This is a genomic window from Shouchella rhizosphaerae, assembly GCF_900142675.1.
Classification (GTDB): domain Bacteria; phylum Bacillota; class Bacilli; order Bacillales; family Bacillaceae_D; genus Shouchella; species Shouchella rhizosphaerae.
Map to the genome: position 1 here is coordinate 1,127,165 of NZ_FRBS01000001.1, position 21,083 is coordinate 1,148,247.

The 21,083-nt window shown below is 45.5% G+C and carries 21 protein-coding genes and 2 tRNA genes; 5 read left to right on the top strand and 18 right to left on the bottom strand.

Annotation, left to right across the window (positions count from 1 at the left end; all coding sequences use genetic code 11):
• Positions 1-135: 135 nt before the first annotated feature.
• On the top strand, positions 136-1,224 hold the full coding sequence (ytvI, locus tag BUC05_RS05795) for a sporulation integral membrane protein YtvI (protein ID WP_011247281.1): 1,089 nt from the start codon (positions 136-138) through the stop codon (positions 1,222-1,224).
• A 45-nt stretch (positions 1,225-1,269) separates the two neighbouring features.
• On the opposite strand, the gene BUC05_RS05800 is transcribed toward ytvI, so the two are convergent.
• Positions 1,270-1,914, bottom strand: coding sequence for an SDR family oxidoreductase (locus BUC05_RS05800; RefSeq protein ID WP_073304288.1), 645 nt, complete (start codon positions 1,912-1,914; stop codon positions 1,270-1,272).
• Positions 1,915-1,980: 66 nt separating this feature from the next.
• Complete coding sequence (locus tag BUC05_RS05805) at positions 1,981-3,192, bottom strand: M20/M25/M40 family metallo-hydrolase (RefSeq protein WP_011247283.1); 1,212 nt, start codon at positions 3,190-3,192, stop codon at positions 1,981-1,983.
• Between the two features lie 201 nt (positions 3,193-3,393).
• Here BUC05_RS05805 and BUC05_RS05810 point away from each other — a divergent pair, with 201 nt between their 5' ends.
• A complete protein-coding gene (locus BUC05_RS05810) occupies positions 3,394-4,416 on the top strand; it encodes an NADH:flavin oxidoreductase/NADH oxidase (protein WP_073304290.1) in 1,023 nt (340 codons plus the stop codon).
• A gap of 984 nt (positions 4,417-5,400) precedes the next feature.
• Here BUC05_RS05810 and BUC05_RS05815 read toward each other — a convergent pair.
• A tRNA-Val gene (locus BUC05_RS05815) sits at positions 5,401-5,473 on the bottom strand.
• 160 nt (positions 5,474-5,633) lie between these two features.
• Between BUC05_RS05815 and BUC05_RS05820 the strand changes: the two genes are divergently transcribed.
• Complete coding sequence (locus BUC05_RS05820; RefSeq protein WP_035201637.1) at positions 5,634-6,176, top strand: GNAT family N-acetyltransferase; 543 nt, start codon at positions 5,634-5,636, stop codon at positions 6,174-6,176.
• Positions 6,177-6,224: 48 nt separating this feature from the next.
• On the opposite strand, the gene copZ is transcribed toward BUC05_RS05820, so the two are convergent.
• The 3 genes from copZ to BUC05_RS05835 all read right to left on the bottom strand — a co-directional run bounded on the left by copZ (position 6,225) and on the right by BUC05_RS05835 (position 7,072).
• Positions 6,225-6,431 carry a copper chaperone CopZ gene (gene copZ / locus BUC05_RS05825; protein WP_011247286.1) on the bottom strand — a complete coding sequence of 69 codons (207 nt, stop codon included), beginning with the start codon at positions 6,429-6,431 and terminating at the stop codon, positions 6,225-6,227.
• 82 nt (positions 6,432-6,513) lie between these two features.
• The gene (locus tag BUC05_RS05830; protein ID WP_011247287.1) at positions 6,514-6,813 is read right to left on the bottom strand and encodes a metal-sensing transcriptional repressor; all 300 of its coding nucleotides are present in this window, start codon (positions 6,811-6,813) and stop codon (positions 6,514-6,516) included.
• A 61-nt stretch (positions 6,814-6,874) separates the two neighbouring features.
• Positions 6,875-7,072, bottom strand: coding sequence for a hypothetical protein (locus tag BUC05_RS05835; RefSeq protein WP_011247288.1), 198 nt, complete (start codon positions 7,070-7,072; stop codon positions 6,875-6,877).
• A 126-nt stretch (positions 7,073-7,198) separates the two neighbouring features.
• On the opposite strand from BUC05_RS05835, the gene BUC05_RS05840 reads away from it, so the two are divergent.
• A complete protein-coding gene (locus tag BUC05_RS05840) occupies positions 7,199-7,972 on the top strand; it encodes a Cof-type HAD-IIB family hydrolase (protein ID WP_063608415.1) in 774 nt (257 codons plus the stop codon).
• A 102-nt stretch (positions 7,973-8,074) separates the two neighbouring features.
• Here the strand turns inward: BUC05_RS05840 and BUC05_RS05845 are convergent.
• The 9 genes from BUC05_RS05845 to BUC05_RS05885 form a co-directional block, all read right to left on the bottom strand.
• Positions 8,075-8,147 (bottom strand) — tRNA-Arg (locus BUC05_RS05845).
• Between the two features lie 79 nt (positions 8,148-8,226).
• Positions 8,227-8,592 carry a hypothetical protein gene (locus BUC05_RS05850; protein ID WP_035201643.1) on the bottom strand — a complete coding sequence of 122 codons (366 nt, stop codon included), beginning with the start codon at positions 8,590-8,592 and terminating at the stop codon, positions 8,227-8,229.
• A gap of 214 nt (positions 8,593-8,806) precedes the next feature.
• Positions 8,807-9,235, bottom strand: a complete 429-nt coding sequence (locus BUC05_RS05855) for a BrxA/BrxB family bacilliredoxin (RefSeq protein WP_011247291.1) — start codon at positions 9,233-9,235, stop codon at positions 8,807-8,809.
• Positions 9,236-9,348: 113 nt separating this feature from the next.
• Positions 9,349-10,593: a dihydrolipoamide acetyltransferase family protein gene (locus tag BUC05_RS05860; RefSeq protein WP_063608476.1), complete on the bottom strand. Its 1,245-nt coding sequence runs from the start codon at positions 10,591-10,593 to the stop codon at positions 9,349-9,351.
• A 24-nt stretch (positions 10,594-10,617) separates the two neighbouring features.
• Entirely contained in the window at positions 10,618-11,601 is a 984-nt protein-coding gene (locus BUC05_RS05865; protein ID WP_011247293.1) for an alpha-ketoacid dehydrogenase subunit beta, read from the bottom strand.
• Positions 11,601-12,602 (bottom strand): thiamine pyrophosphate-dependent dehydrogenase E1 component subunit alpha, encoded by a 1,002-nt coding sequence (locus BUC05_RS05870; RefSeq protein ID WP_011247294.1) that lies wholly within the window; start codon positions 12,600-12,602, stop codon positions 11,601-11,603. Before BUC05_RS05870 ends, BUC05_RS05865 begins: the two co-directional genes overlap by 1 nt.
• A 13-nt stretch (positions 12,603-12,615) precedes the next feature.
• Positions 12,616-14,037: a dihydrolipoyl dehydrogenase gene (gene lpdA / locus BUC05_RS05875; RefSeq protein ID WP_011247295.1), complete on the bottom strand. Its 1,422-nt coding sequence runs from the start codon at positions 14,035-14,037 to the stop codon at positions 12,616-12,618.
• 19 nt (positions 14,038-14,056) lie between these two features.
• Entirely contained in the window at positions 14,057-15,154 is a 1,098-nt protein-coding gene (locus BUC05_RS05880) for a Glu/Leu/Phe/Val family dehydrogenase (RefSeq protein ID WP_011247296.1), read from the bottom strand.
• Between the two features lie 156 nt (positions 15,155-15,310).
• Positions 15,311-17,284, bottom strand: a complete 1,974-nt coding sequence (locus tag BUC05_RS05885; protein ID WP_073304292.1) for a sigma-54 interaction domain-containing protein — start codon at positions 17,282-17,284, stop codon at positions 15,311-15,313.
• A gap of 168 nt (positions 17,285-17,452) precedes the next feature.
• Here BUC05_RS05885 and BUC05_RS05890 point away from each other — a divergent pair, with 168 nt between their 5' ends.
• On the top strand, positions 17,453-17,695 hold the full coding sequence (locus BUC05_RS05890; RefSeq protein WP_011247298.1) for a DUF2627 domain-containing protein: 243 nt from the start codon (positions 17,453-17,455) through the stop codon (positions 17,693-17,695).
• A 17-nt stretch (positions 17,696-17,712) separates the two neighbouring features.
• Here BUC05_RS05890 and BUC05_RS05895 read toward each other — a convergent pair whose 3' ends face one another.
• The 3 genes from BUC05_RS05895 to spoIVB all read right to left on the bottom strand — a co-directional run bounded on the left by BUC05_RS05895 (position 17,713) and on the right by spoIVB (position 20,990).
• Positions 17,713-18,471 (bottom strand): hypothetical protein, encoded by a 759-nt coding sequence (locus tag BUC05_RS05895; protein ID WP_073304294.1) that lies wholly within the window; start codon positions 18,469-18,471, stop codon positions 17,713-17,715.
• Between the two features lie 251 nt (positions 18,472-18,722).
• Positions 18,723-19,514 carry a sporulation transcription factor Spo0A gene (gene spo0A, locus BUC05_RS05905; RefSeq protein WP_011247300.1) on the bottom strand — a complete coding sequence of 264 codons (792 nt, stop codon included), beginning with the start codon at positions 19,512-19,514 and terminating at the stop codon, positions 18,723-18,725.
• Between the two features lie 201 nt (positions 19,515-19,715).
• On the bottom strand, positions 19,716-20,990 hold the full coding sequence (gene spoIVB, locus BUC05_RS05910; protein WP_011247301.1) for a SpoIVB peptidase: 1,275 nt from the start codon (positions 20,988-20,990) through the stop codon (positions 19,716-19,718).
• Positions 20,991-21,083: the final 93 nt, after the last annotated feature.

Sequence of the window (21,083 nt, forward strand, 5' to 3'; positions counted from 1 at the left end):
CGTTTTTAGATTGGACGGTTTAAGCTATAATGGAAAGAGGCACCTTTGTCCGTCGATCATTCTTTTTTTAAAAGGATGTTCTCATATCTAGGAGCACTTTCCATTTGTTTTGTATGCGTAGGAGGTTTTCAATAGTTGAACCGTTCACTCGTGAAGAAAATCTTTTTGATTGTTGTCATTGCAGCCGCTGGATTATTTGTCTACTTTAATCTTTCAGCGTTTATGCCGATTTTGCTGGCGCTGCTAACAGCGATGGTGTTTGAGCCATTCGTAAAATTTTTACAGAAGAAGATGAAACAAGAAAAACGGCTCTTGCCGGTGACGATTGTGTTTTTGAGCTTTTTGTTTGTCAGTGGTGTTCTTTTATACATAACGGTTCGCTATTTAATTGAATCTATTTATGGTTGGACATTACAGCTGCCCCAATATGCATTTGAAATCCAGCAGTTCGCTGACAAGCTTATTAGTGACTTCACAGATACGTTGGATCGTATTCCTCAAGGAGCGGCCATTGTTGCGGAACTGCAACGCCTTTCTGAGACAGCTGTTGACACCGTGCTAGGATTCACAGCCACAGTCATTACAACGATTGCAGCATGGCTTCAATCGATTCCTAACTTGCTGTTTGTTACTCTTGTATACATCATCACCCTTTTCTTATTTAGCCTTGATTTGCCGCGTCTGCTCAGCAACACGTTCAATTTATTTAAAGACGAAACGTCACAAAAGTTGCAATTCGTTTTTCGACGCATGGGCAAAGTATTTTTAGGCTATTGGAAAGCGCAATTTATTTTAAGCATCGGCGTCTTCCTAGCCTGTTATATCAGCTTATTATTTATTGCTCCAAGCTCTGCCTTGATTATGTCGATTTTGATTTGGGTAGTCGACATTATTCCATTGTACGTCGGACCTGCCCTTATTCTAGTACCATGGGGCTTGGTCGTTATCATACTTGGGAATACGGCAATGGGCATTCAATTGATGGTGCTTGCCCTCGTGCTGTTGATTTTGCGCCGTATCATTGAACCAAAAGTTTTAGGTGACTCAATTGGTTTAAATGCATTGCCAACCGTGCTGTCGATGTACTTTGGTTTTGTATTCTTCGGTGTCATGGGATTGATTTTTGGGCCTTTTGTTTACATTGCTGTCCGCTCGGCAATAGAAGCAGGTTTGTTCCGTTTAAATGCCCCAGAGGAACCAACAGCAAAAGGAGAAAATGTATAAAAGACAAGGGTCTCCAGCGATTGCGCTGGAGACCCTTTTTTTGTTTTATAGAGAAGAAAGAGCAGCTTCAATGTCTTCTTCCCCGCTAACCACATCGAACGACTTGCCGATCGTGTTCTTCATGTCTAACACAGCAAGAAGGACATTCGCGACATCTTCACGAGGAATGTTGCCACGCTGTAAATCTACCGCAACGTTGATTTTCTGATTTCCCTTTTCATTCGTTAAACCGCCTGGACGAACAATCGTATAATCAAGCCCACTGGCTCTTAGCCATTCATCCGCATAATGCTTAGCGGCGCTATAATAAGGGGCAGAGGACATCCATTTCTCCCGGTGGTGAACGCCAATCGCGCTGACAATCACAAAACGGCTTACGCCTGCTTGCTTTGCAGCTTCCATTGATTTAATCGCGCCATCCAAATCAATCATCATCGTTTTATCTGCGCCTGTGTGCCCGCCAGAACCTGCCGTAAAAACAATTACGTCACAGCCTTTTGCCGCTTCAGCCAATTCGCTAATTGGTCCTTCAAGGTTCGCCAGCACAGCGTCTACTCCTGCCTGTTGAAACGATTCCAACTGTTCTTTTGAACGTACCATCGCCCGTGCTTCATGAGGCGATTGCTGTTCAATCTTTTCGACAAGCTGTTTGCCAATTTGTCCGTTTGCACCGATTACAAGTACTCTCACTTGACCTACCACCTTTCCTCTATCTGTTTTTTCTATACCCTTTACATAGCTCACAAAACAATGCTATCAGCTGTTTTGACTTCCCGGTATGGCCCGAGCAAGCCCTAACGCCACAAGCCATACACGTTGCGGCCCTAAATAACTGTTCACCGGTTTGTACCATTCATTCAGCGAGTGGTAACCGCCGCCCTCTCCGCCCCCTCCAAGGGTAAGGGCAGGGATGCCTTTGCTAATCGGATAATTGGCATCTGTGCTACTTGGCGGTGCTAACTCTGGAGTAAGGCCGAGTGCTTCTGTTGCCAAAACAGCCATTTCAACGATTTCAGAGTCAGCTGATTGAACACCCACAGGACGATCGCCGACTTTTTTCGAAGATAAACGAATGGTTTGATCGCCTTCTCCTTCTTGCGAACAGGCGGTTTCGCACAACAAGAGCGCTTTTTCAGCAATGCTATCCAATTCAGCTCGGCCATTGGAACGAAGATCCAATTTAATCGTACACGTTTCAGCAATAGCTGTTGGGATCGTTCCCCCTTCCACCACACCAACATTAAACGTTGTTTTTGGCGTTTCCGGCACATCCAACGAAGCAATCGCCGCAATCGCCCGGCCAGCTGCGTGAACAGCGCTCGGCGTGCCAAAATGCTGGAAGCTATGGCCCCCCGTCCCAGAAAACGTTACTTCATAGCGGAAACTGCCAGTGCCTTGGTAAATGATTTCTTCAGGAGAAACCGAATCAATCGAAATAAAACTAGCAATATTAGCATTTCCATCAATAAATGCTTTTACACCACGCAAATCGCCAGGTCCTTCTTCGCCAACTGTAGCTAGAAAAACAATCGGAGCCTCCGTCTGAATACCTGTATGTTGGAAAGCACGAATAACGGACAGCAATGCCGCCAAGCCCCGGGCATCATCGGTTATGCCTGGCCCATAATAGACACCGTCCCTTTCCTTTACGGTGACATCCGTCTCTTCTGAAAAGACAGAGTCTAAATGGGCAGACACCACAATCGCCGGCACGTCTTTTTTTCCTGGCCTAAGCCCATAGACATTGCCTTCTTCATCTTGCTTTACGTTTGTTAAACCAAGCTTCTTAAACTGTTCTTGCACATAGTTGGCCCGCTTTTCTTCTTGAAACGGCGGAGCGGGAATTTCAGCGATCGTCATTTGTTCATGCAACGTTTGCCTGTCATCGTTTTTTAAAAAAGCCAACCCTTCTTGAACACGTGGTTCAGCAATCATCGTTGTAAACTGCTTATGTAATTCCTTCTGCAAAACGCTCCTCCTCCTTTTCACCAAAAGGCACGGTTTCCAACCGCAGCATGTCGCTCCACTAGCCTCGCCCTTTAGTCAAAAATGGCTTCTATAGATTCTAGTTAACCGTACTGAAACGCCCCCTTGCAAGCATTTTGCTTGAATTGCGGGCAACATCTCTTTACGATAAGCCTGAACAAACGAAAAATGGGAGGGGTTCTTTTGCCAAACTTAATGGACAGCTTTCAACTGAAAGAGCTTACGTTTAAAAACCGTGTCGTCATGTCGCCTATGTGCCAATATTCGGCTATAGGCAAAGACGGAATGCCGACTGACTGGCATTTGCACCATTACACGAGCAGAGCAATTGGCGGCGTTGGCCTAATTATTGTGGAAATGACCAATGTCGAGCCGAATGGGCGGATTAGCGATTACTGCCTTGGCCTTTGGTCAGACGCCCATCGCGATGCGTTTAAGCCGATTGTCGATGCAGCTCACCAATATGGTGCCAAAATCGCCATTCAAATCGCCCATGCTGGCAGAAAAGCGGAAGACGCACCTGAACCCGTTGCGCCATCCGCCCAGGCATTTGACGAAACATACAAAACCCCTCGAGCGCTGTCAGAGAACGAAATCGCTGAGATGGTACAAACGTTTAAGGCAGCAGCCCGCCGAGCAGTAGAAGCGGGATTTGACGCGATTGAACTCCATGGCGCCCATGGCTATTTAATCCATCAATTCCTTTCACCATATACGAATACACGAACAGACCGTTACGGTAAAGACCGCACGCTCTTCGCCAAAGAAGTCATTCGCGCGGTCAAAAGCGTCATCCCCGACAGCATGCCTTTATTGATGCGTATTTCAGCAACCGAATATGTCGATGGCGGCTACGATATAGAAGAAGCCATCCGCTTCTCACAGATTTTAAAAGACGAAGGAGTCGACGTATTCGACGTCAGCTCTGGCGGCGAAGGGCCAATCGGCTCTAGAGGGCTGCCTGGAAGCCACGCAGGTTACCAAACGCCGCTGGCAAAACAGATCAAACAGGCACTATCTGTCCCTGTCATCGCCGTCGGCCGCCTCGAAAACCCTGTTTTAGCCAATGCCGTAATCGGCAATGAAGAAGCCGATCTCATCGCCGTTGGCCGCGGCCTGTTAGCCAACCCATACTGGGCCCTTGGCGCTGCGTCTGAATTACAGCTTCCTGTTGAGGCTCCTACTCAGTATAAGGCTGGGTTTTAGAAAAAGAGAGGCATGTGTTAACGCCCCTGAAAGTCGTTTCGGGGGCGTTTTTATAGTTAAATGTAGTTTGGCCTATGCCAATCTCGCAAACCGATCAACAGACAAAGCCATAGGGATTCACTTGAGAAAACTAGAATTCGAGTACGGCCCACATAATGACTCTGTTAGGCGAACGATTAATACGAGGCATACTGTGTGATGTGCAGTGCCTTTAATCATTAGAGCGAATCCTTTCATAAAGGATAGCCCGTGAAGGATAGTGATTGGTCAGTATAGGCAAAACCGTAGTTATAGAGTGGGTAGTTAATGACTTGATAGTAATTTCCATAGTGATTATTGGCTAAAGGGTATTAGCGATGATACAATAAGTGGATTGACTACGGTGGGTAAAGGTTTCGAAATTTTCTTTTCATTCCACCTAACAAAAAACAACTTTGCTATTAAAGCAGGGTTTAAAAGTAAAGTAACCTTATGATATATATTAAATGACAATTTCTTTATTAGTAAATTAGAGACTCTTTTTATGAAATATAATAAATAGGTGATAAAGTTGGATGCTATAAGCACAGGATTTCAATTACTTCTAGTTATTGGTATAGTAGGGGTTTTCTTTTATCTAGTACGTTTATTCGTCGCAAAGTATTTTGAAGAATTTTATCAAAATTTATTAAAACAATTAACCCTATTAGTCAAAAAGATATTTAATAAAAGCAATTAAATCATTCGTTGTTTAGCCCAAGTGTAGATCAGGAGGAAAAAAGCCATCCCTAAGGGTGGGAAGAGCTGTTTGTGGAGGTTATCGCACATTAGTATGGTGTGTTTGATAAATTCGCTCGAAACAATGAAACTTCCACAACTCATTCAAAGCCACAGTTAAAACGAGTAAAATAGTTCGTCCCCAATTTGTCCCCGATAATATTTTTTGAGGTTACTTTCGGTTCATAACAAAAAGAAAAACCCTTATCACATAAGGGTTTCAACAGATGACCCGTACTGGGCTCGAACCAGTGACCTCTACCCTGTCAAGGTAGCGCTCTCCCAACTGAGCTAACGGATCCAATCAGTATGTATAAGCAATGCATCTCTTGGACATTTATAACTATAACCGATTTTTTCATAGAAGTCAACTGTTAAATTACTTGCCGAAGAGCGTGCAAGTAGGTGTCGTTCATGCTAAAATATGAAAAAAAGCATAAAGAGAGAGATGGTGACCACTGGTGGACAGTGAAAGTCGTTTTGAAACCCCTCGCTTGGTTTTGCGTAAACTTTTAGAAGGTGATGCAGAAGCGTTGTTTCCTTATTGGTCTGACGTGCGCGTGACAAGGTATATGAAAATTGACACACTCCGGACGATTGATGAAGCGCGTTCGCTGATCCGCACGATTGTGAAAGAAATGGCAGAAGGAAAAGCTTCGCGGTACGTAATCAAACTAAAGGACACGGGTCACATTATTGGCACATGCGGGTTTGAAACCTTTCAAACAGAACACCATAGTGCGAAAATTAGCTATGAACTTGGGAAACCTTATTGGGGCAAAGGTTATGCGTCCGAAGCATTGCGTTGTATTTTAGCGGATGGCTTTCGGACACGCCGTCTTCATCGAGTCGAGGCTTATATCGAACCGGATAATGACCGTTCTATTCATGCTTTACATAAACTTGGATTCATGCAGGAAGGCAGGTTGCGCGGAGCGTTATATAAAAGCAACCGTTACGTCGACCAACTCGTCTTTTCTCTCCTTCGGGAGGAAATGGAGTAAAAAACGAACCGCAGCGGACAAGCTGCGGTTTTTTTTGCCTTCAGGAGCCTAATTGACTTCGTACCCCTGGTCTTCGATTTCTGCCTTGATTTTGTCTTCAGCCACCGCTGTTTCATCGTAGGAAACGGCTACTTCATTTTTGTCGAGAGATACATTGACTTCTTTTACGCCGTTTAGTTCGCCAACCGCAGTTTGAATCGCTGTTACACAATGGTTGCACGACATTCCTGACACAGAAAGGGTTATTGTTGCCATCCTACTCACTCCTTTTCGTTGTTCTATTTAGCATAACACAATACCCCCGTTAGGTATATAGGGTGCACAAAAAATCAGCAGCTTATTTTGAAAAGCGGCTGATGATATCCATTAATTCTGAAATGGCTTCGTCGCCGTCGCCTTTTTTAATCGCATCTGCCACGCAATGTTTGGAATGGTCTTCAAGCATATGCATGCTTACTTTTTTCAGTGCGGCTTGGATTGCCGAAAGTTGTACAAGGACATCGACGCAATAGCGGTCTTCTTCAATCATTTTTTGGACGCCGCGCACTTGGCCTTCAATCCGTTTTAAGCGGTTTTGCAATTTTGCTTTATCTGTTGTATGGCGATGTCTCGTCCGGTCTGTGACTTGCTCTTCCAACCTTTTCACCTCATACCCGTTTTCTTGTTAGTATACATGCCTTAAGGGCAGAAGTAAAAAGTTATCGATCCGTCTGCTCATCAATTTCAATCGTCTCAATCCGCTTTACCGTATTGGTATTTACATACGTTCCTTGGATATTAACCCATCCTGTTTGTTGCTTTGTCCACTCGCTAATTTTTAAATTGGGGTTTTCTTCAAAGAGCCACTCATCCATCGTCCCGTCAATAAAACTGAGCACAACTTTATATGCTGGCATACGAATCACTCCTTTTATTATCATCTTACCCGCCAGCAGTGCCTATTAACCCCCTGTATCGCATTTGACAGGCAAAATCGAGTCATGTATTGTTTTCATTGACAGAGTGAAGGAGGAATCGATCGGATGGAGAGAGCAACTATTTTTTTTGATATTGACGGTACGTTGCTAGATGAAGAGAAGCGCCTGCCGCAATCAACAAAGCAAGCGATCGCTGCTTTAAAAGAGAAAGGACATGAAGTGGCCATTGCCACAGGGCGCGCGCCTTACTTTTTTAAGGAATTGCGCGAAGAACTAGAGATCGATTCATATATTTGCTTTAATGGCCAATACGTCGTCTTTAAAGGGGAATTGATTTACGAAAACACGCTTGATATGGACGCATTTACCGAGATGGAGCGTTATGCGTCTTCGCAGGAGCACCCTCTAGTGTTTATGGGTTCAAAAACGTATACCTCTAACCGTGAAGACCACCCTTATGTGATTAAAAGCATCAAGACATTAAAAATTGACTTGCCCCAATACAATCCTGATTTATACAACGAGCAACCGCTCCATCAAGCATTGCTCTTTTGTGAGGAAGGCGAAGAAAAAGACTATGAAACTCGCTTTCCAGCGCTTCGCTTCGTCCGCTGGCATCCACTGTCTGTCGATGTGCTGCCTCGCGAAGGTTCAAAAGCAAATGGCATTGCCAAATTTGTTCAGCGTGCAAACATAGACTTGGCCAATGTTTATGCTTTCGGCGACCAATTAAATGATTTAGAAATGCTTTCATTTGTTGAGCATGGAGTAGCAATGGGCAATGCGCCTGAAAAAGTGAAAGCACAAGCTCGCTACGTAACAAAGCCTGTGCATGAAAATGGCATTGATCATGGCTTAAAAATGGTTGGATTACTCTAATAGACAAAGCCCATTCGAAACGGAGAATGGGCTTTTTGTCTGCTTTTCTGATCACGGTTTGCCAAAATAAAAAAACACATCAGTGATGTGTTTTTTAAAAGACGCGCCTAGCAGGATTCGAACCCACAACGCGAGAACCGGAATCTCGTGTGATATCCCATTTCACCATAGGCGCCTATAAGTATTTTAACGACATGTATAAGTATACTTGATTGAGAGGGAGCTGTCAACAATCCATTTCTCCCTCTTTTTTATTATGACAACTTGGCTGCTTCTTCTCCTTCAGCAAACATTTGCTGGAAACGTTCATTAATATCTTCTTCTGTATAGCCTGCTTCGCCTAGTCGTACGCCGAAATTTTTCGCATAGAGCTGCAAGCGCTGGGACATTTTGCTGTATTTTTTTGCTTCTGCTCCCTTTGTCTCTTTGGCGCGCCCATCAGCATTGGAGATAATATTTTCAACGACAAATAGCGCTTTCCACAATGTAGCCTCGTCCATTCCTTGATGGGCTTTGCTTAATTCATTGATCACTTCTTTGTAGAAGTTTTGAAATTCTTTAAATGAAATTTCCTCATCCATATTTAAATATTGTTGGATTCGTTCATACTGTGCTTGCACTAGAAACACCCCTTTACACTTTGCCATTATAGCATATGCACTGCTTGCTTGCCATCTTAAGTTCATGTTTGCCAAGCGCATTTGAAGCATTGACCTACAGCAAAAATAAAGGCCTTCCCTTGTAAGGAAAGGCCCTATGCACACCGTTTCAGCGTACTCGCTTATGAGTTCTGTATAAGCGTTTTTGCTCGATGTCTGACTATGCCAAAACGGCTTATTTGCAGTACGTGTCGACTGCCTGTTCTAGCTTCTGCACCACTTCAATTGGCTCATGGCCTTCAATTTCATGGCGCTCAACCATTGTTTGGATTTGGCCGTCTTTTAGCAATGCAAATGAAGGCGAAGATGGTCCATATCCTGTAAAGAACTCACGCGCCCGTGCCGTCGCTTCTTTATCTTGGCCAGCAAATACAGTTACAAAACGATCAGGTTGTGTTTCGTAATTTTTCATATAAGCTGCCGCTGGGCGGGCAATCCCGCCTGCGCACCCGCATACGGAATTGACCATCACGAGCGTTGTTCCTTTTTGTGTTAATACCTCTTCGACTTCTTCAGCGGTTTTTAGTTCCGTATAACCAGCGTGAACCATATCATTGCGCGCCTCTTGGACGACGTCATTCATAAAAAAATTAAACTGTTGCATGTTTCGCCCTCCTTTTTGTTCTGACCTTATTGTAAGCTGCTCGCTTTTATTTCACAAGCAATGCGTTTCCGTGGTCCCCATTTTGTAGACTTAAGCTGCCAGGAACTGCTTGGTTAATAAATGGATGTCGAATCCTCGTTCATTTGTTCTAACCGACGTTTCATCGATGCGAGGAACCGGCCGCAAACGAGGCCGTCTAACACACGGTGGTCCAGCGACAAGCACAAGTTGACCATATGGCGAATCGCAATGACGTCGCCTTCTTCCGTTTCGCGGACAACGGGGCGCTTGACAATTGATTCGACTGAAAGGATCGCTGCTTGGGGGCTGTTTATAATGGGCTGTGACAAGATTGATCCAAACGAGCCTGTATTGTTGAGCGTAAACGTTCCTCCTTGCATGTCGGCTCCAGTCAATTTCCCAGTGCGTGCTTTTTTCGCCAATTCATCGGCTTTTTTGGCCAGCCCTTTTATTGTTAACTCATCGGCCTGATGAATAACAGGAACGTACAAAGCATCCTCCGTTGCCACCGCTAACGAAAGATTGATGTCTTTTTTGCGGACGATGGTTGTGCCGTTCCATTGGGCGTTGATTTCTGGAAATTCTTTTAGCGCTTCGACGCATGCTTTCATGAAAAAAGGAAAATACGTTAGCGAAATCCCCTCTTGTTCTTTAAATGCGGCCTTTTTCTTATCACGGAGCTTGACGAGATTGGTTACGTCCACTTCCACCATTGTCCAAGCATGAGGCACTTCCATTTTGCTTTTAACCATGTTTTCAGCAATCGCTTTGCGTACACCTGTGACTGGGATTTCCTGGTCGTGGGCTGCTATTGCTTGAGAAGGTGTGCTGCGAACGGGTTCCTGTTGCTTTGCCTGCGCTGGCGGTTGTTGCGGCTCCGGTGTATGGTTGCCAGCGATATAAGCTTCAACGTCTTTCCTTGTAATGCGTCCGCCTCTGCCGCTTCCAGAAATGGTCGTAAGGTCGAGCCCATGTTCTTGGGCCAATCGGACAACAGCTGGCGAATAACGGCTTTTTTGGCTAGCTTCCGCTTTTGTTTGCTCTTTCGCCGGGGGATTAGGCTTTTGTTCCGTTTTGATTTCCTTGTTGCTTTCCTCGGCCTCGCTGCTCGCTTCTTCTACAATGGTGCAAATGTCAACGCCGACAGCAACTGTTTCATTTTCGTCAACAAGCAACTGTTCAATCGTACCTGTATAGGAGGAAGGAATTTCTGCGCTCACTTTATCCGTTAACACTTCAGCAATCGGCTCATACTTTTGGACGGTGTCGCCTGGTCCAACTAGCCACCTGCTGATCGTCCCTTCCGTTACGCTTTCGCCTAATTGAGGCATCGTCATTTTTGTCGCCACGGTTCTACCTCCTTAAAACTCAGCAAGTTTGCGGATCGCACGCTCCACTTTATCAGGGTTAATCATAAATTCTTTTTCTAGCGTAGGCGCATAAGGCATGGCTGGGATGTCAGGCCCGGCCAGACGCTCAATTGGCGCATCTAAATCAAATAGGCAATGTTCCGCAATAATAGCGGCTACTTCACCAAGGACACTGCCCTCTTTATTGTCTTCTGTGATAAGCAAGACTTTTCCTGTTTTGCTTGCTGCTGCTTTAATCGCTTCCTGGTCAAGCGGATAAACAGTGCGCAAATCGAGAATATGGGTCGAAATTCCATCTTTTTCTAGTCTTTCAGCCGCTTGCAAGGCGAAATGGACAGCCAATCCATACGTAATGACCGTCACATCGTCTCCTTCCCGTTTTACATCAGCTTTGCCAATTGGCAACGTGTATTCCTCTTCAGGCACTTCGCCTTTAATTAATCGGTAAGCCCGTTTATGTTCTAAAAACAATACTGGATCATCGAGTTGAATCGACGCTTTCAAAAGACCTTTGACATCGTAAGGAGTCGAAGGCATCACCACTTTCAGCCCTGGCGTACTTGAAAACAGTGCTTCAATGCTTTGCGAATGGTAAAGGGCGCCGTGAATGCCGCCACCATAAGGAGCACGAATCGTCACTGGGCATGACCAATCATTGTTGGAGCGATAACGGATTTTGGCTGCTTCCGAAATAATTTGGTTAAAAGCTGGCATAATAAAATCAGCAAACTGCATTTCTGCGACTGGCCGCATGCCGTACATGGCTGCGCCAATTGCCACACCAGCGATCGCTGATTCCGCAAGGGGCGTGTCAATGACGCGTTCTTCACCGAAGCGTTCATATAACCCTTTTGTCGCCCGGAAAACGCCGCCGCGTTTGCCGACATCTTCCCCAAGCACAAATACGCGTTTATCTTTTTCCATTTCCTCTTCGAGTGCTCTTGTGACAGCCTCTATATAGGACATTACGGCCATTAGTTTGCCTCCTCGCTATACACATGCAAATAAGCGGTTTCCGGGGCAGCATAAGCAGCCTTTTCCGCATAATCAGTTGCTTCGTCGACGATTTGTTTCACTTCTTCTTCCAACGTTTCCATTCCAGTGGCATCGATTGTTCCTGACTCTAATAAATAGGTTGCAAATGTGGCAAGCGGGTCTTTTTCTTTTGCTTTTGCCACTTCTTCCCGTGAGCGATAAGCGCGGTCATCGTCATCGCTTGAATGAGGTGTCAAGCGGTAAGAAACGGTTTCGATCAAAGAAGGTCCTTCCCCACGCCGTGCCCTGTCCGCTGCTGTTTTGACTGCTTCATATACGGCAAGAGGGTCGTTGCCGTCCACCGTTACCCCTGGCATCCCGTAGCCTACTGCCCGGTCTGCGACATGCTCGCATGCTAATTGCTTTTCAATTGGGACGCTAATGGCGTATTTGTTGTTTTCACACATAAAAATGACAGGAAGTTTATGGACGCCGGCAAAGTTGGCCCCTTCATGAAAGTCACCTTGGTTAGACGATCCTTCGCCAAACGTTGTCAACGTGACGAAATTCTTGCCCTCTAGCCTGCCCGCAAGTGAGATCCCGACCGCATGGGGGACTTGTGTGGTCACGGGAGAAGAACCAGTGACGATCCGGTTTTTCTTCTGACCGAAATGCCCTGGCATTTGCCGGCCGCCGGAACTTGGATCTTCCGCTTTCGCAAAGCCAGAAAGCATCAAATCTCTCGCTGACATGCCAAATGCCAGCACCACGCCCATATCGCGATAGTACGGGAGAACGTAATCAACATCGCGATTTAAGGCAAAGGCAGCGCCGACTTGGGCCGCTTCTTGACCTTGGCAGGAAATGACGAATGGGATTTTACCGGCCCGATTTAAGAGCCACATCCGCTCATCAATTCGTCTTGCAAGCAACATCGTCTTGTACATTTCCACCACTTCAGCATCGCTTAATCCAAGCGTTTCATGTTTTTTGTTCGTCATCTTCCCATCCCCTCTACTTATGGATTGCATACCCATCAACTGCCAGCGCCGCTTCGCCGATCGCTTCTGCTAAAGTCGGGTGCGGGTGTACGGTTTCTGCTAGCTCAAAGTCCGCTGCATCAAGGAATTTTGCAAGCGCCGCTTCACTAATTAAATCCGTTGCGTGCGTGCCAATAATATGGACGCCTAATAAATCGCTTGTGTCTTTATCGGCAATCAATTTGACAAAACCGCCTGCCTCGCCATGAATAAGGGCTTTGCCGTTCATCGCAAACGGAAATGTTCCAATTTTCACAGCATGGCCTGCTTCTCTCGCCTGCGTTTCTGTCATTCCCACTTGTGCCGCTTCAGGAAAACTGTACACACATGAAGGAACAGCAAGCGGATCAACTGGTTCGACCTGTTTGCCAATGATATGGGAAACAGCGGCAATGCCTTCATGGGCAGCGACATGGGCAAGCTGCAAACCGCCGACACAGTCGCCAACGGCATAAATGTGTGATTCCTTTGTTTGCCCATATTCATTTACAGCAATGCAGCCATGTGCCAAGGCGATGTCTGTATTGTCAATGCCAATGTCAGAGACATTGGCGACACGGCCGATGGCGACAAGCATTTTATCTGCTTCAATGGTATGTTCTTCTTGATTTTGGTGCACAGTCGCCTTTATGCCTGAACTTGTCGTGGCCACCGTTTGTTCATCTAATTGGGCGTTCGTATAAAACACGACCCCTCGCGCTTTCAGCTGTTTTTCCATTTCTGCCGCTACCGCTTGATCTGCTGTTGGCAAAATCGTTTCACTTGCTTCGACAACGGTGACGCTGACGCCAAAGTCAACAAGCATTGAAGCCCATTCAATCCCAATCACACCGCCGCCAACAATCACCATCGACGCGGGTAGCTCTTTTAGCTGCAAAACGTCATCGGAGCTTAAAATTTGTTTGCCATCAAAGGGTGTATGCGGAAGTGGTCTTGGTACCGACCCTGTTGCCAAAATGACATTTTTGCCAATAAGCATTTGATTGTCGCCATTAGCCAAATCAACTGATATGGTGCCTGGACTCGGCGAAAAAATCGATGGCCCGAGCATCCGCCCTCTTCCTTCGTACACATCGATTTTCCCTTTTGACATTAACGCCTTTACCCCTTGCGCTAAACGATCAACAATCTCTTGTTTCCGTTTTTGCGCACCGGCAAAATCAAATGCGACTGGTCCCGTTGCGACGCCAAACACGCTTGCTTCTTTGGCGGTGCGCAGCACTTCCGCGCTTCTTAGCAATGCTTTACTTGGGATGCAGCCTTTATGCAAGCATGTGCCTCCTAGCAATGCTTGTTCCACGAGCGCTGTTTTCAACCCTTCTTGGGCGGCGCGAATTGCGCTCACATAGCCACCAATGCCGCCTCCGACAATGACAAGGTCGTAGTTTTCCGCCATTTAGCCCACCTCTTCCTGCTTACTTTTTCCTCGAAAGGATGTGATGCTCATTTTGCAAAAACGTCCCTCTTGCATAACGGACCCGCTCGATCCGCTGCTCGGCCATACGGTCAGCCGCTTGAAACGTTGGGATATTTTCTTCCTTGGCAATTTCAAACACACGGGCGACATTATCATAAATGCCCTCGACTTTTTTAAATGCCCGGTCACGATTATATCCGTTTAGCTCATCCGCTACATTAATGACGCCGCCAGCATTAATAACGTAATCAGGAGCATATACGATCCCCATTTCTTGCAGGCGAACACCATGCTTTTCTTCTTTAAGCTGATTGTTAGCAGCACCGGCAATGACTGATGCCTTCAGCTTGGCAAGGGAATCATCGTTAATGACGCCTCCAAGGGCGCATGGCGCGAAAATATCGCATTTGATGCTGTAAATCTCAGTTGGATCAACGGCAGTAGCACCAAAATCGGCAACAGCCCTCTCTACAGACGGTTTATGAATATCGGTTACAATCAGCTCAGCTCCATCTTTATGGAGGTATTTGCAGAGATTGTAAGCAACATTGCCTACTCCTTGGACTGCTATCGTCTTCCCAGCTAAGTCCTCAGAACCAAACCCTTCTTTCGCTGCCGCTTTCATCCCTACATAAACACCATAAGCGGTCACTGGAGAAGGATTTCCCGAAGCGCCAAATGCCGGCGAAATCCCGGTCACATAGTCTGTTTCCTGATGGATCATATCCATATCTTCAACGGTCGTGCCCACATCCTCAGCTGTAATGTAACGGCCATTAAGCCCTTGGATATAGCGGCCAAACGCCCGGAACATTTCCTCATTTTTATCTGAGCGTGGATCGCCAATAATCACAGCTTTTCCTCCGCCCAAATTCAGCCCAGCAGCGGCGTTTTTATACGTCATCCCTCTAGCCAGACGGAGCACATCTTCAATCGCTTCCTCTTCCGTGGCGTATTTCCACATTCTTGTTCCCCCTAACGCAGGCCCAAGTGTGGTGTCATGAATCGCAATGATTGCTTTTAATCCTGACGTTTTATCTTGACACACGACTACTTGTTCGTAATCGCGCTCTACCATCTTTGCAAATAATTCCATGTTTTGGTCCCCCTTCACTCAAGCTATGGCTCTATTGCCGCTTGGTCCTTAAACAAACATGCAAAAGATATGCCAATCTTTTAGGGATAAAAATACCTAACATTGGCTGCTATTTCCTGCACGTTTTTGCAGGCATGCATATTTTTGCAGGCAAAATTATGCGAGGTTGTATTTTTCAAGCTTGTAATAGAGCGAGCGAATGGAAATCCCAAGTAGTTTCGCCGCTTCTGTCTTTACACCATCTACTTCAGCAAGCGTACGTCGCAAATGTTCCTTTTCTTTTTCAGCTAAAAACGCCTGAAGTTGTTTTGGAGCTGCAGCATCGCTTTCTTCCCTTTTGCCTGACTGGCCAAATTCCTGGGGCAGCGAGACATCTGTTAATTCTGTCGCGCCAAGGTCCATGTAAATCATCGAACGGGCGAGGACATTTTCAAGTTCGCGAACATTCCCCGGCCAATAATACCCTTCAAAACGGGAAAGAACAAGTTTTGAAATCGACTGGATGTTATGGCCATAATCTAAATTTAACTTTCTAAGAAGATGGTCAATTAACGCAGGCAAATCACTTAGCCGCTCACGCAAAGGGGGAATCCGGATTGGCAATTTATTCAGCCGGTAATACAAATCTTCTCGAAATCGTCTTTCACGAATTGCTCCCTCTAAATCGACATTTGTGGCAGCGATAACACGGACATGGATAGGAATGGGCTTTGTGCCACCGACCCGGACGATTTCCTGTTCTTGTAAAACACGCAGCAGTTTGGCTTGTGTATTAGGAGACATTTCTCCAATTTCGTCTAAAAAAATGCTGCCATGCTCTGCTTCTTCAAACAACCCTTTCTTCCCAGACTTTAATGCTCCTGAGAAAGCACCTTGTTCATAGCCAAACAGCTCTGACTCAAGCAGCGTCTCAGTCAATGCTGCACAATTTACGCGAACAAATGGCTGCCCTTTCCGTTCGCTTTCGTTATGTATCGCATGGGCAAACAATTCTTTCCCTGTACCTGTTTCCCCTAACAGCAAAATAGGAAACGACGTTTTCGCGCCGCGCTTTGCTTGTTCAATCGCAAAGGCCATTTCTTTCGAAGTGCCGACAATTTCGGAAAAGGAATAGGTCGCCTCCAATGTTGCCAGCCGTTTTTGTGCATGTTGTAACTGGGACGATAGGCGATTCAATTCAGACACATCATGGATGACACCGATGCTTCCTTTCAGTTCGCCATCAACAACTACAGGGGCTACATTCACGATGACATCTTTTTTATGGGGCCCTAATTTCAACCGTGCCCCACGGACAGGTTTTTTCGTCCGCAACACTTGCATATGGATGCTTTCCCCTTCAGAGATGTCAGCTGTTGCCGGCTGACCGATTATTTGATCGCTGTCAAGCCCAGTCAGCTTTGTATAAGCGGGATTAACCATTAAGCCTGTCCCGTTCTCATCAACGACTGAAATCGCATCGTTGGATGAATTTATGATTGCTTCGAGCATCGTTTGAATGCTACGCAAGTCCGTGACTTGCTCGGCCAATTGCGTCGCTTCCGTCACATCTTTAAAGACTGCAATTGCGCCGCTACACGCGCCGCCAAAAATAAGGGGCACACGCGTCGTGACAATAACCGTGCCATTATCAAATTCATGCAATTGGTTATACTCCGGTTGTTGTGTTTCGATCACCCGTGGTAAGCCGCTCGAAGGCAAAAGTGTTTGAATTGGCTTGCCAATTGCTTTAGCAAGTTCAACGCCAGCCATATGTGCTGCGGCTTCATTCATAAATTGAACTTGGGCAAAACGATTGACAACAATCATCCCGTCTTGAATCGCATGAATTGCTTTTTTCATGAGCAAGTCGTCTTTGATTGCTTCCAGCACTTTTTCCCACGCCATTTGGAACGTCCATCTTTTTACACAGAATGAATCCCAGCGCGGATCATCGCTAATAGCAACGTCGGCTGGTTGTATCCCTTCTTGTGCATCAGGGTAACAAGGCAGTCGATGCTTTTTGGCAAGCACTTGAATCGGGGCATCATTTGATATTACTGCGATTGACGTAAACAATTCTAATTGCAAAAGCACGGCTAGCAACTGTTTTGATTCATTGCCAGAGCCTACAAAAATTGCGCTGTTCACTCTATCACCCCAAAATTAGGACTTGGTCATATACGCTGCTATTAGTTCTTTAAGTATCGTACAATTACGCCCAGGATGCAACTAATACATGTACTTTTTTGGCAAACTCCTTTACAATAGAGAAAGAATACTCCAGAAACAAAGCGACTTTTTGAAAGTTGGGATATCATGGGCAGAGTGATCGCTTTATGCATATTGCTTATTCCGATTATCGGCGCTGGCTATGGAATCAAGCTAATGCGCGACGCCTTTTTCTTTATTCAACAACCGCCTTATCCGGCCATTTGGGTTCAGTTTTTGGCAGGATTGCTCTTTTTTGCGTTAGGGATGTGGTTTTTGGCCGGTTTTATTTTTCACCGTGATAAAAAACGAGGAAAAGTCACTCGTTCATTTACGCGAAAAAAAGCATAGCGAGCTCGTTATGCTTTTTATTCATGCTTGTTTATTCCTAATTCGCCCATCCAGCGAAAAACACCTATTCTGCTAGGCAGTTGTGTCAACGGTATATACGCCAAAAATATGGATACGGCTAAACAAGCAAATTGCAGTGTCAAAGAATGGGTAGATATGGCCCAAATCGCCGCCATGCTTCCGAGAAACAACGCCCCGCTTGTACCAAAACAAGCTTCACGTTCTCCCTCCATTACAAAAGCAATATAAAACACAGTGACAACGTATAATACGTCGGCGAATTGAGGCGTCTCGATGACGAAAAAGACAACAACAAGAAAACAGAAGCTGGCTTTCCATAAGAAAAGTGGATGTTTGTTCATTTTTTGTCCGGTGTAAGGAAGCATCACCAACAACGCAATTGCAATGAGCCAATGCCAGAAGCTAGCCATGCTTGTCATCTGCCAAGCGAACAACATAGCGGCTAAAATCCCAAGAAGAATTAGTGGATCATTCCAAACGAAAACGTTTCTCGTGATATCGGTGCTCTTGCGCCAATCATAATAAAAACCAATTGCCCAAACAAGCGTGGCGTACGCTAACGGCAAATAAGAAAAAAAGGCCACCGACCCCGCTAGTTGGCTGCATAAAGCAGCATAGCTAAATAATATAAAAGCCCCTAGGCTAAATGGCATTTTCCTTTTGCCACCGCTGTCTGATAATGCCCATCCAGCATCAGCAAAACCAATATTCAGGGCAATGGAAAGGAGCGGCAATAATAAAAACAATGTAATCATTTAGGATCGACACGCTTTAATGGACGAACGTCTTTCGCACACAACCATTGATTGCCCGCATTAGCTCGTTCTGCCTTTGTACTTAATGGGTTCTTTCGATTTGTCCTTTCCGACAATAGGGGAAAGAACATCTTCCTTTTTGTAAGTGTCATAGCCACCACCTCTCCTTTAGTATGGGCCCATTCGTTCTTTTTACGCAAAAAAACCAAGACACTTCGGCTTAAGCGCTTGGTTTCTTGCCTATTCAAGTTTCAACTCACCTTATGTTCAATCCGTAGCTTGTCAGCAACCATTGCAATAAATTCAGAGTTGGTTGGTTTGGCCTTTGACTGGCTTACTGTATAGCCAAATAAATTTGAAATGGAGTCAATGTTTCCTCTGCTCCACGCAACTTCAATCGCATGGCGGATAGCCCGTTCGACTCGGCTCGCTGTCGTGTTGAATTTCTTAGCGATGTCCGGATAAAGCACTTTTGTGATCGAGCCAAGAAGTTCAATGTCTTTATAAACCATCGTAATCGCTTCACGCAAATACATGTACCCTTTTATATGCGCTGGAACACCAATTTCATGAATGATGCTTGTAATGCTCGCATCCAAGTTGATTTGCCTGTCTTCAGGGCGATGAGCAGTATGAAACGACAAAGAGGATGTTCTTGTCCGCTTCGCTTTTTTGCTGCCGCCTATCTCCCTGATCTTCTCCATTAACGCATCCATATCAAACGGTTTTAATACATAATAGGAAGCGCCAAAATCGACGGCTCTTTTCGTTACATCTTCTTGGCCAAAAGCAGTCAACATGATAATTTGTGGCTTTTTCTCCCGTTGACTTAAACGTTCCAGCACAGCTAGCCCATCCAAATGGGGCATAATGATGTCAAGCAGTAGTACATCTGGCATTTTTTCTTCTACAACCGTTAAACATTCTTGCCCATTAAAGGCCGTTCCGATTACTTCCATATCTGGTTGAGCACCTACATATTCACTCAATAAATGGACTAATTCGCGGTTATCATCTGCAATGCAGACTGTAACGTTGCTCATCTCGTTTTCCCCCAATTCCTTTTGGTGTATGTAATCGATTCGACAAGGATGGCTGCAATCCTTTAAATAATTTAAAATAGACCGTATTCTCCTAAAATCCCATTTGTTCGACATAAATTGTCCAGTACCATTGTATCAAAGAATGGCGCACAAAAAATAGGAATAAAAGGATTTTACACGAAAAGAAGCTAAAACGAGTAATTAACTCGCTTTAGCTTCAAGCAATCCTGTATGAATGCCGGCTTCTTCCAGCATCCAACCAATGTGGCAGCCATAACCGCTTGTCGGGTCATTGACAAATACATGCGTTACTGCGCCAATCAATTTGCCGTCTTGAATAATCGGGCTCCCGCTCATCCCCTGCACAATGCCGCCTGTCTCTTGCAACAATTTTTTATCGGTCACTTTAATGACCATTCCCTTTGTCGCAGGCCCATTTTGAGCCACGCTGCTGACGATTTCAACATCAAACTGTTCGACTTCTTCCCCTTCGAGAACGGTTAGGATTTTGGCAGGCCCTTCTTTCACTTCATCTGCTGTGGTAATTGCCATCGGTTCGTCATACAAGCCATTTTTCATCTTCGCTTTTTGATCCAGTTGCCCAAATACGCCAAAAGAACTGTTTTTGCTAATGGTGCCAAGAATGTCTTGGTCTTTCGCAATGCTCGCCAACTTTTCGCCAGGTTCGCCATGGAGCCCTTTTGAGATCGATGTGACAGAAGAGCGCATAATTTGCCCATCGTGAACCGAAATCGGCTTACGGGTGTCGACGTCCGAAATCACATGGCCCAGCGCCCCATATTTCATGCTTTGTGGTTCATAAAAAGTCATTGTCCCAACACCCGCTGCAGAATCACGAATATAGAGGCCTAAACGGTACAAATGGTCGCCTTTTGCTCTTTCTGGTTTAAGAACCGTTTTAATTGGTTTTTCATTGCGGAGTACTTCTATCGTCAGTTCTTTGTTTGCTTCCCCGGCATCTTGAACAAGCTTAGCCACTTCATTCATTGAGTGCATTTTGATGCCGTTGATTTTCGTAATCCGGTCACCCACTTCAATTCCAGCAAATTCCCCAGGTGATTTTTGTCCCTTTGCCGTTTCAATCAAATGGTGGCCAACGACTAAGACGCCTTCCGTGTTTAGTTTGACGCCAATCGACTGACCGCCAGGAATCACTTTTATGCTCGGTAAAACAGAAACGTCAATCGCTTTAACTGGCCACGGGCCAGCCTTTACAAGAACTTCTTCGCTGCCAGGCGATTTGCCATGCAAATAAGTGCGGTTATCTTGTTCCTTAATAACAACATGGCCTTTAGCAGTTGCGCCAGCCATTTCAATAACAGCATTGCTTCCTTCAAATATGGTCAGGTCAACAGGCGTATTGACAAATTGCCTTACTTGTGGTGAAAAACCTAGCCCTACCACACATAAAAAAAGCAAGACGCCAATTACATATCGTACACCCTCTTTTCTCAAACGTTTCACTCCTCGCTCCCAACCCACACCTCCATGCTGGCTGTACTATTAATGTTGCCTCCTACGGCCATATTTATAACCATGCAAAAGAGA

Coding starts and splice junctions, on each gene's coding strand:
- copZ (WP_011247286.1), bottom strand. CDS start 6,431: ATGGCAACAATAACCCTTTCTGTGTCAGGAATGTCGTGCAACCATTGT.
- BUC05_RS05835 (WP_011247288.1), bottom strand. CDS start 7,072: ATGCCAGCATATAAAGTTGTGCTCAGTTTTATTGACGGGACGATGGAT.
- BUC05_RS05840 (WP_063608415.1), top strand. CDS start 7,199: ATGGAGAGAGCAACTATTTTTTTTGATATTGACGGTACGTTGCTAGAT.
- BUC05_RS05855 (WP_011247291.1), bottom strand. CDS start 9,235: ATGCAACAGTTTAATTTTTTTATGAATGACGTCGTCCAAGAGGCGCGC.
- BUC05_RS05860 (WP_063608476.1), bottom strand. CDS start 10,593: ATGACGATGCCTCAATTAGGCGAAAGCGTAACGGAAGGGACGATCAGC.
- BUC05_RS05865 (WP_011247293.1), bottom strand. CDS start 11,601: ATGGCCGTAATGTCCTATATAGAGGCTGTCACAAGAGCACTCGAAGAG.
- BUC05_RS05870 (WP_011247294.1), bottom strand. CDS start 12,602: ATGACGAACAAAAAACATGAAACGCTTGGATTAAGCGATGCTGAAGTG.
- lpdA (WP_011247295.1), bottom strand. CDS start 14,037: ATGGCGGAAAACTACGACCTTGTCATTGTCGGAGGCGGCATTGGTGGC.
- BUC05_RS05880 (WP_011247296.1), bottom strand. CDS start 15,154: ATGGAATTATTTGCAAAGATGGTAGAGCGCGATTACGAACAAGTAGTC.
- BUC05_RS05890 (WP_011247298.1), top strand. CDS start 17,453: ATGGGCAGAGTGATCGCTTTATGCATATTGCTTATTCCGATTATCGGC.
- BUC05_RS05895 (WP_073304294.1), bottom strand. CDS start 18,471: ATGATTACATTGTTTTTATTATTGCCGCTCCTTTCCATTGCCCTGAAT.
- spo0A (WP_011247300.1), bottom strand. CDS start 19,514: ATGAGCAACGTTACAGTCTGCATTGCAGATGATAACCGCGAATTAGTC.